This window comes from Aquimarina sp. AU119, from assembly GCF_900312735.1.
In the GTDB taxonomy this organism is placed as follows: domain Bacteria; phylum Bacteroidota; class Bacteroidia; order Flavobacteriales; family Flavobacteriaceae; genus Aquimarina; species Aquimarina algiphila.
Genome location: NZ_OMPF01000013.1, coordinates 265,550 through 276,633, shown reverse-complemented (window position 1 = coordinate 276,633; position 11,084 = coordinate 265,550). Strand labels below are relative to the sequence as shown.

7 protein-coding genes are annotated in these 11,084 nt (G+C 32.7%); all 7 read right to left on the bottom strand.

The features are described 5' to 3' along the window. Positions 1–52: 52 nt before the first annotated feature. Positions 53–1,495 (bottom strand): asparagine--tRNA ligase, encoded by a 1,443-nt coding sequence (gene asnS, locus DK442_RS09725; protein WP_109435667.1) that lies wholly within the window; start codon positions 1,493–1,495, stop codon positions 53–55. A gap of 794 nt (positions 1,496–2,289) precedes the next feature. Beyond that, positions 2,290–4,707, bottom strand: a complete 2,418-nt coding sequence (locus tag DK442_RS09720) for an RND family transporter (RefSeq protein ID WP_109435666.1) — start codon at positions 4,705–4,707, stop codon at positions 2,290–2,292. Positions 4,708–4,792: 85 nt separating this feature from the next. Beyond that, the gene (locus DK442_RS09715; protein ID WP_109435665.1) at positions 4,793–7,234 is read right to left on the bottom strand and encodes a DUF5686 family protein; all 2,442 of its coding nucleotides are present in this window, start codon (positions 7,232–7,234) and stop codon (positions 4,793–4,795) included. 90 nt (positions 7,235–7,324) lie between these two features. Next, positions 7,325–7,888: a ribosome recycling factor gene (frr, locus tag DK442_RS09710; RefSeq protein WP_109435664.1), complete on the bottom strand. Its 564-nt coding sequence runs from the start codon at positions 7,886–7,888 to the stop codon at positions 7,325–7,327. Between the two features lie 46 nt (positions 7,889–7,934). Further along, positions 7,935–8,642 carry a UMP kinase gene (gene pyrH / locus DK442_RS09705; protein ID WP_109435663.1) on the bottom strand — a complete coding sequence of 236 codons (708 nt, stop codon included), beginning with the start codon at positions 8,640–8,642 and terminating at the stop codon, positions 7,935–7,937. 457 nt (positions 8,643–9,099) lie between these two features. Beyond that, a complete protein-coding gene (gene tsf, locus DK442_RS09700) occupies positions 9,100–10,065 on the bottom strand; it encodes a translation elongation factor Ts (RefSeq protein WP_109435662.1) in 966 nt (321 codons plus the stop codon). Positions 10,066–10,235: 170 nt separating this feature from the next. After that, on the bottom strand, positions 10,236–11,081 hold the full coding sequence (gene rpsB / locus DK442_RS09695) for a 30S ribosomal protein S2 (RefSeq protein WP_109435661.1): 846 nt from the start codon (positions 11,079–11,081) through the stop codon (positions 10,236–10,238). Positions 11,082–11,084: the final 3 nt, after the last annotated feature.

Below are 11,084 nucleotides of genomic sequence, written 5' to 3'. Positions count from 1 at the left end.
CAATTGATTGCAATTGGGGAAAAGTTATATGTAGTCTTTTAATATAAAAAAATTAGAACTCTGCGTTAAGCGGTGTTCTAGGGTAAGGAATTACATCTCTAATGTTACCCATTCCGGTTACAAAAAGAACTAGACGTTCGAATCCAAGTCCAAAACCGCTATGTACACAAGTTCCAAAGCGACGCGTGTCTAGATACCACCATAAATCTTCTTCAGGAATATCGAGGGCAGCCATTTTTTCTTTTAGAACATCTAAACGCTCTTCACGTTGTGAACCTCCTACAATCTCACCAATTCCAGGGAATAAAATGTCCATAGCTCTTACCGTTTTACCATCTTCATTGAGACGCATATAGAAAGATTTGATATCAGCTGGATAATCGAATAAAATTACTGGGCATTTAAAGTGTTTTTCAACAAGAAATCTTTCATGTTCACTTTGTAAATCTGCACCCCATCCATCAATTGGGAATTTGAATTTTTTCTTTTTATTAGGTTTAGAGTTTTTAAGAATCTCAATTGCTTCGGTATAACTTACTCGCTTAAAATTATTTTCTAATACAAACTTTAATTTATCACGAAGAGACATTTCTGCTCGTTCTGCCTGTGGTTTTTGTTTGTCCTCTTGTATCAGACGATTTTCTAAAAATTCGAGATCATCCTGGCAATTTTCGAGAACAAACTGAATTACATACTTTATAAAATCTTCTGCCAGATCCATATTTCCATCCAGATCACAAAAAGCCACCTCTGGTTCTACCATCCAGAATTCTGCAAGATGACGAGAGGTGTTTGAGTTCTCTGCTCTAAAAGTTGGGCCAAAAGTGTATACCTGACCCAATCCCATAGCGTAAGTTTCGGCTTCTAATTGGCCAGAAACGGTTAGATTGGTTTCACCTCCAAAGAAATCTTCTTTGTAGTTTACGCCCCCGTTTTCATCTTTAGGAACATTGTTAAGATCAAAATTAGTTACTTTAAAAGCTTCACCGGCACCTTCAGCATCACTCTTTGTGATTACTGGTGTGTGTACATAATAAAAATCATTCTTTTGAAAATATTCGTGTATCGCAAAAGATAATTTTGAACGAACGCGCATTATTGCACCAAAGGTATTAGTGCGAACTCTAAGGTGAGCTTGCTCTCTTAATTTTTCAAGGCTATGACGTTTGGGGGATAAAATAGTTAATTTTAATTCTTCGGGATCAGCGTCTCCTTCGATTTCAACACTCGATACGAGAATCTCAACACGTTGTCCTTTTCCTTGACTTTCTGCCAAAGTACCATTGATAACCACAGCTGCACCAATATTAATTCTATCGATAATTGCAGCTTCTATTGTATTGTCTTCTAGAACACACTGAATATTATTAATAGTCGATCCATCGTTAACCGCTATAAAACGGTCATTTCTGAAGGAACGAACCCAACCTTTAATAACTACAGGTTGTAATAGTTTATCGCTTTGTAGTACTTCTACCACCTTGGTATGTTTCATCTGTCGTGTTTTTTGTTTTTAATAGTCAGATGTAATTCGTCTAGCAGTAATTATAATCATATTCAAAACCTACTACTAAACTCATTTCATTATATCCTGTTTTATAAATATCAATTTTACACTTTTTTAGAATATGTAAACATATAAATCATTTAGTTGTGTAAAATTTTAAGGTAGCAAAGATAATTTTTTAATCTGATTGAAAGTAATCTTATGAATTCAAAAAGCGTCTCTCGCAGAAATATAGTCTGGTATTCTTTTTGATATTCAATAAATGGTATGGTAAAAACATTGTAATCTGACGTTTTCTTAAAGAGTGATTATGCGTAAAAACCATAATCCTTGGAGTTTTTGACTTAAAAATGTGTTTTTTTTGATTTTTTTTAATCAAAAAACAACATTAATCATAAATTTAAAAAAGAAGTTAAAATGTTGTATTTCAATTGATTATGTTTTTATTGTTAATGTTTTTTATAACTGAGTTGTGTTAAAGTTGAAGTTGTTTATAAAAAAAGGGGATTTTTCCCCCCTAGTGGGTATTTCAAAATATAAAAAGGGGCAGTATCTTGCATATGCAATTATGACGATTGTGTTTACGTTAAGTTTAGTTCGATAGGTTTTGGGGTAATCTATCTTACAGAAGTCCCGTTAGTTTCTAACGGGGCTTTTTTTATTATAAAAGTTTTGAATAAAAGAAGCATTATAAGATATAAGGCGACCCTTTATCAGCTATACTGTATAGATGAATATATTCTTAAATCAAATAAAAAATAAAAGTAAGATGGCTTAAATTTTTATTCTTCTTCTTGAAGAGTTTCTTCAGCCTCTTCTTCATTATCATTAGGAGGGATAATTTTAAAGGTAGGCTCTTTTAAAGTCTTTTTATTTGCAATACTTCGTTCTAATGAAAGTAACAGAGAAGGGAGCAATAAAAGATTTGCCAGCATAGCAAACAATAAAGTTGTAGATACTAATCCACCTAATGCTTTGGTTCCTCCAAAACTAGAGATCATAAAAACAGAGAATCCAAAAAATAAAACGGTTGAAGTATAGAACATGCTCACTCCGGTTTCTCTTAAAGAAGCCAGTACAGATTTTTTAATCCTCCAATGATTAGATTTTAATTCCTGTCTATATTTTGCAAGAAAATGTATTGTGTCATCCACAGAAATACCAAAGGCAATACTAAACACTAGGATCGTAGATGGTTTTATGGGTACTCCCAAATATCCCATTAATCCTGCTGTCATTAGTAATGGTAATAAATTAGGAATAAGAGAAATAACAATCATTTTCCAGGATCTAAACATCCAGGCCATAAATAATGCAATTAATACAACAGCTAAGGTTAGTGAAAAAGTTAGATTCCATACTAAGTACTTGGTGCCTTTTTGAAAAATAAGAGCTTTGCCTGTAAAAGAAACATTATAGCGATCTTTGGGAAATATTTTTTCTAATTTTGGTGCTAGAGTTGCTTCAATGCGATCCATTTCTTCTGTTCCCACATCTTTCATAAAAGTAGTGATTCTGGCATATTGCCCTGTAGAATCTACATAACTTTTCATTACCCCAGATTTGGATTCAAAACTTTTAGCATATGGCAGAATAAAGTTTCGTTCCTGACTGGTTGGGATTTGATAATATTTTGGATTCCCATTATAAAATGCCTGCTTAGAATACTTTACCAAGCTCACAATAGAGATAGGTTTTGAAAGCTGTGGAGTCTCCTCAAGAAGTTCTTGAAGCTGTTCCATACGTTTTAGAGTAGAAAGCTTTAAAACACCTTGTTTACGCTTAGTGTCGACTAATATTTCTAATGGCATAATACCATCAAACTCGTCTTCAAAAAATTCTATATCTTTATAGAAGCCAGCAGATTTTGGCATGTCTTCTAGTAAACTTCCCGAAACTTTTATGGTATAAATACCAATAATACTTACGATTAAAATAATTACAGAAGAAAAATAAATGGTAACCCTTCTGGTTTTTACCATATTTTCCATCCAATCCATTAGTTTTTCAATCCATCCTTTCCCCAGATGCTTTAAGTGCCTTTCTTTGGGTTGTGGCATGTAACTATAAATTATAGTTATGACTAATAAACAAAGTATGAATAGAGCAATTATATTTATAGAGGCTACAATACCAAACTCTTTTAATAATTTACTTTCAGTTAAAGCAAAGGTTGCAAATCCTGAAGCTGTGGTAACATTAGTCATTAGAGTGGCATTACCAACTTTGGTAATTACTCGTTGTAACGATTTGGCTTTGTTACCATGTTTTTTTATTTCCTGTTGGTATTTATTAATTAGAAAAATACAATTAGGAATACCAATTACAATTACCAAAGGAGGTATGATAGCCGTAAGTACTGTTATTTCATATTCTAGAATACCCAAAAGCCCAAAAGCCCACATTACCCCAATAATTACGGCGGTCATAGAGATAAGAGTTGCTCTTAGAGATCTAAAGAAGAAAAAGAAAATTAGAGAAGTAACTAATAAAGCAGCAAGAATAAAGACTGAGATTTCATCCATGATATTCTGCGAATTCATGGTTCTAATGTATGGCATTCCGGATATTTTTATATCCATGTCATACTCTTTTTCAAAAGCTTCTACTGCCGGCTGAAGCACATCTATAATAAACTTTTTTCTGATTTTGGTGTTTACAATATCTTTTTTGAGGTAAAGTGCACTTTGAACAGTTTGCGATTTTTTACTGTATACTAAACCTTCGTAGAAAGGAAGTTTATTAAATAGTTCGTCTTTATAAGAAATAACCTGTTTTTCTGTGTAACTAGAATCTTTTATAAAAGGAATTAGCTCAAATCGAGCAGGATTATCCTTCTTTGTTAATTTTTTAAGGTCGGCAATAGAAATTACGAGGTCTATTTCTTCATATTCCTTAAAAGAATTATTAAAATCATTCCAGGCTTTAAGCTTTGTAGGAGTAAAAAGACTACTGTCTTTTACTGCCATAACAATCAGATTACCTTCTTCTCCAAATTTTTCTAAAAATTTTTGATATTCTATATTTACCTCATGATCATCAGGAAGCATATTTGCTTCTGAATGTGAGAATCTCATGTTTTTCCATTGAAAACCCATGAAAACTGTGATCCCTATAATTGTTATGAATATTATAGCTCTATTACGGAGTATAATTCCAGCCAGTGCATTCCAAAACCCGAAACTGAATAATTTTGCCATTCTTTACTTTCCTGGTGCAAATGTAAGGATTGAAGAGGTATTATTTAACAATTTCTTTAAAGAAAATTAGGTATTATTTTGAGCATTAAAGTTTTAAATAAAAAGTGAACTTGAATGATATATTATCTTCAATTCTTGGAAGGTGATATGCTCCATATCGATATGCAAAGCTAAGTCCAAAACCAGCAAATAGCTTATTGATTTCGAAACCAGATTCTTGGTAACCCTGTTGCAAAGAAGAAAAACTTACGCCTTGGTGGTTTTCAATATTTTCTACATCTCCAATAGCATACCGACTTATAAGAACTAATTCTGGTTTAAACCAACTCGTAATCTTAATTGGTTTTATTCTGTGTTTTACTTGTAATGTAGCTAGTTTGTCGCTAAAAAATTCTCCAAAGAACATGGTTTCAAAAGTCCTTCTTCCGGCAACAGAAAAACGCTGAAAGACAGTTTCTTTTGTAGGAGCATTAGGATATGCATGATATAAATGTGTAAGAGGAATATCGCCAGTTGCCAAATCGGCTTCGAATAAAAGGCTGGTTTGGGATTGATTGATACGATTAATAACATATTCCGCTTTAAGCCCTATTTTACTGTATGTGAAATTGCTATCAAATACTCCTTTGAAACTTTGGGTATATTGCGCTGTGATTTTAGGGTATCCATCGTGAATCTCTTTATAGCCATTAGGCGTTTTTAGAAATTTACTAAATGGACTCCAACGAAGTGCTATTGTAGATTCTGAAGTTTTATAATTTGAAAACAGATTTCCATCATTAAGATATCGATATCCACCTGTCTGACCTATATTACTTGTTGAAAATTGAGTTTCAGAAACAAGTTTTGGAAAAATTTGATATTGTAAACTGGTGCTCCAGGTTCTGTGTTTATAATAGAAATCAATATTTACCAAACGAGGTTCAAATAAAGAATAGACCCTTCTGTCTGTGAGATAAAAGAAACTACCTACTTCTTTAATATCATCTGTGTAATTTACATTTAACCAAGAATCTGAGTTCTTATTTAATAATACACCCCCTCCAACTCCATATTTAGATTTTGAGTCTCTAAAACCATATACCAGATACCCTTCTAATCTAAATCGATTAGAAAACTTAGCGTTTGTTTTACCACCTAATCCAAGTCTTAATCCTTCATAGTTATTATATTTTATGGGATATGTAAGATCAAAATTAAAAAAACCAACAGGGTAATACCCTATATTAAAACTTTGTATCACATCAATTTTGCGTTCAATGTTTTGAGCTTTTACAATACTGTCTACAACTGGAAATGAATTTAAATCTTTCTCAGTAATAGCGCTTGTGCGATTTTTTTGCCAATAACTTTCGTCTCTTACATTGGCCTCTGGGTCTATCTGTATGGTAGCCTGGCTCTGATTTACATTTTGTTTGGTATTTAATTCAATGTCATATAAATCAGTTTTGGAGATTAGAAAATCGTTATTTCCCGAAAAGGTTTTTTTATTATTTCCGAGTCTTCCGACCGAGATTTGTCCACCAAAGAGACTAACCTTTTGTCTTCCATCTCCTGGTCGTATAGTAATTTCCTGACTTTCTGGAAACCAGATTTTTTCTTCTGGAAAATATTCAAAAGTATGAGTGGCCATTACATTGAGTTCTCCTCTTAATTCGATAATGGCTTTTTGAATCGCTAATGTCTTTATATCGATATATAAAACGCCTTCTAAACGAGCAAAATTTTTAGATTTACGAGGTTGAAAAAGAATGACAAAGGCTGGGTTTTTATCCTGTGTAGTGTCAAGAATTTTATAATAATAATTCCTAAGTGCTCTATTGGATAGTGGACCTATATATTTATTGTTAAAAATCGTGTAATCTTCATTGTAAAGTGAATTAGATTGTATTTTAATACCTAATACATTATAAACAGGTTCCTTAAAACCAGTCATCCTAGTAGCTAAAACAGTTTCTTTTTCTTCAATACCTTTTTTAAATTGATGTAAACTTACCTTTTCTGATAAAAAAGAATGAGTATCATTAAATAAACGCTCCATGTCAACTTTTGTAGTGTCAGAGGTATTTAATGTGGCTTGATTATCTTCAGTGATTTTAAGTTTATTGTAGCTTTTGTAACTAAAAGTTTTAAGTAGTTTTTTTGGGTTGTTTTGATTTTTTCTACGAATCGCTTCTGCAATAATTTTTGCAGCTACATTTTCAGTAACATCTAGTTTTACAGTGGCAAGATTTTCTTCTTTAAGATTGAGTTTAATTTCTATCTTTTCAGAATTTTTAGATTCAATTGCAATCATTTTAGTCTGGTACCCCAAATAGCTTATGGTTAGGTTAACAGGATATGCGTTAGATCTAATCATGAATTCTCCGTCAACAGAGGTCAAAGCATACGAGGATGTATTTGTCTTTACTGTAGCAAAAGGTAAGGGTCGATTAGTACTTTGGTCAATGACAATGCCATTGATGCTAACTTGAGAAATTAAAACAAAGTGAGTAAAAAATAATAAACAAAAAAATTTGTTCTGCATTATACCAAATAGGTTCAAAAAAACGAATATACAAAAAAGCGTTTCCAATAAGAAAACGCTTTAGCTATAATTAACGTTCATTATGAAATATTAAACAGTCATAATTTCTTTTTCTTTTATACTTAACATTTCATCTATCTTTTTTATGTAGCTATCGGTTAATGTCTGAATGTCAACCTCAGTATTTTTAGCTAAATCTTCAGACAATCCTTCTTTTTCCAGTTTTTTTATTTCATTGTTAGCATTTTTGCGATCATTACGCACGCCAACTTTAGAGTCTTCTGCTTCAGATTTGGCTTGTTTTACTAAATCTCTACGACGTTCTTCTGTAAGAGGAGGAACACTTATAATAACACTTTCGCCATTGTTCATAGGATTGAAACCAAGATTGGCAACTTGAATACCTTTTTCAATCTCAGGAATTACGGATTTATCAAAGGGTTGAATAGAAATCGTTCTAGCATCTGGAGTTGATACATTCCCTACCTGATTTAATGGTGTAGGAGAACCGTAATATTCTACCATAACATTACCTAGCATTGCAGGTGATGCTTTACCAGCTCTAATGTTAAGTAATTTTTTTTCTAAATGAGCAATTGCAGCTTGCATTGACTCTTTTGTCGAATCGATAATAAAATTTATTTCTTCGTTCATTTTTTACTTCTTTTCTTTTGACTAATCAAAAAATAAGCCAATATAATTAAAGATTTACTTGAGTTCCAATAGATTCGCCAGAAACAACTTTTAGTAAATTTCCTGTTTTATTCATATCAAAAACAACTATTGGTAGTTCATTTTCCTGACTTAATGTAAATGCTGTAGTGTCCATTACCTTTAGTCCTTTTCTTAAAACATCATCAAAGGATATAAAATCAAATTTTGTTGCATCTGCATTTTTCTCAGGATCAGAGGTGTATATGCCATCTACTCTGGTGCCTTTTAGAATAACATCTGCATTAATTTCAATTGCTCTTAATACTGCTGCAGAGTCCGTAGTGAAATAAGGGTTTCCTGTTCCTCCTCCAAAAATAACAACTCTTCCTTTTTCAAGATGGCGCATTGCTCTTCTTCGTATAAATGGTTCTGCTACTTCATTAATTTTTACCGCAGATTGTAATCGAGTAGGTATTTCGGCATCTTCAAGGGCGCTTTGCAATGCTAGTCCGTTAATAACAGTAGCAAGCATTCCCATATGGTCAGCCTGGACTCTATCCATTCCTTTACTAGCGCCTGCAACACCTCTAAAAATATTACCCCCTCCAATTACAACAGCAACCTGTACACCTCTATCGGTGATCTGTTTGATTTCGTCAGCATATTCTGCTAATCTTTTAGGATCAATTCCATATTGGCGATCACCCATTAAAGCTTCGCCAGATAATTTAAGTAATATTCTTTTGTATTTCATTGTGAGATTTAACTGTGGTGCAAATATAATGATATTCTTAATTTAGGAAATAGTTTAGCTTATAAAGGTAATTTTTTGAATTTAATACCTAAATGTTAAAATTTAACTCAATAATAAAAAAGGGTGGTTTTCCCCTATAAAGGGTATTGGTTAGTGTCAAATTATGTTATAGGTTTGCCTCAGGGAAAACAAAAAAAATGTGGGGGACGAGAAATATTTTTGGAAGAGTATTTAGATATTTAAAACGCATAAATATCATTGATATTGATGCAATATAAACTGATTGGGGAGTCTGTTTGTATAATTGGGGGATAAGCGCTCAAGGAAACTTGAAGCTTATATAAATATCTTGAATCTAGAAAAAAATATTTTTTAAATATGATGAAGAAAAAACCGCTTCTATATAGAAGCGGTTTTTGTTTTTTTAGATCTAACTCTAAAAATATGTGATTTGTAATTATCCTAAGGCTATTCTTTCAAAATTAACCACAGATACATCACCTAATGATTGTACATAATCAGCTACAGTCTTCTTTTCATCTTTGATGAAATTTTGGTCAAGAAGACATTGTTCTTGATCTAATGTAGTATTATCAGATATAAATCTTTCTAATTTACCAGGAAGAATTCTATCCCATATTTGCTCAGGCTTTCCTTCTGCTTTAAGCTCAGCTTTTAATTTTTCTTCTGCTTGTGCAATTATTTCATCAGTCAATTGAGATCTTGAAATAAATTGAGGGACGTTTTTTAACGTTTTTCCTAATCGACCAAGTTCGATATTTTCTTTTTCGATTGCAGCAATTCTTGCTTGAGTTTCTGAAGCAACATATTCTGGATCAAAATCTTTATAAGATAATGTGGTAGCTCCCATAGAAGCTACTTGCATAGAAATGTCTTTAGCAAGACTTTCTGCGCTTTCTATAGCAGTGGATAATCCTGTTAAAGCACCAATTTTATTTCCATGAATATAAGACCCGACAAAAGGAGCTTCTAATATTTTAAAATCTCCAATTTCGATTTTTTCTCCAATAACACCAGTTTGTTCAGTAAGTTTTTCCTGAACAGTCATACCATTAAAATCTGAAGCTAAAAACTCTTCTTTAGAGGAAGTGTTAAGTGCTACTTCAGCTAATTCTTTTGCTAAAGAGACGAAAGATTCATTTTTTCCAACAAAGTCAGTTTCACAATTAAGAGAAACGATTACTCCTTTATTTTTTGTGTCGTTAACTTTTGCAATAACCGCACCTTCTGCAGATTCTCTATCTGCTCTTTTATCAGCAATTTTTTGTCCTTTTTCTCTTAGGATTTTAATTGCTGCGTCAAAATCTCCTTCAGCTTCAACAAGTGCTTTTTTGCAGTCCATCATTCCGGCACCTGTAGCTTTACGTAATTTACTTACGTCGGCTGCTGTAATATTTGCCATATCTTTAAATATTTAATGTGTAAATGTGTTGTTTATGTAAAAAACAAGTCGTTTAGTTAGTACTGCAAAAGTAAAGAACCAAACGACTTATTAATTTTATGCTAAAGTTAAGTTTACCTTAAAGATAAAACCCTAACCTAGAATTTTAATAGATTGAGTAATCAATCTGTTTATTCTTCTTCTTGCTTAGCAGCTTCAGTTACTACTGGTGCTTCTACTACCGCTGCAGCTTCAACTTTTGCAGGAGCTTCTTTTACAGGTGCAGCTTCTTTTGCAGGAGCGGCTTGTTTTGCAGGAGCATCCTTTTTAGGAGCATCTTTTGAAGCTTTTCTTTCACTTAAGCCTTCGATAACAGCATCACTAACATAAGTCATTACTTTGTCAATAGATTTAGAAGCATCATCATTTGCAGGAATTACATACTGTACTTGACGAGGGTCAGAGTTAGTATCAACCATTGCGAAAATAGGAATGTTTAATTTTTGAGCTTCTTTTACCGCGATATGTTCACGAGTAATATCTACAACAAATAACGCTCCTGGTAGACGAGTCATATCGGAAATAGAACCTAAGTTCTTTTCTAATTTAGCTCTTAAACGATCTACTTGTAAACGTTCTTTTTTAGATAATGTGTTAAAAGTACCATCTTTCTTCATTCTATCGATAGCAGCCATTTTTTTAACGGCTTTACGAATTGTAACAAAGTTGGTAAGCATACCACCAGGCCATCTTTCAGTGATGTAAGGTTGGTTAGCTTTAGCTGCTTTTTCAGCAACAATTTCTTTAGCTTGTTTTTTGGTAGCGACAAAAAGGATTTTTCTGCCGGATGCTGCGATTTTTTTTAAAGCTTCACTAGCTTCATCAATTTTTGCAGCAGTTTTATATAAGTTAATGATGTGAATACCATTGCGCTCCATATATATATATGGTGCCATGTTTGGATCCCATCTTCTTGTCAGGTGACCAAAGTGTACACCCGCATCAAGTAATTCTTTTACTTCGATATTGTTTGCCATTTT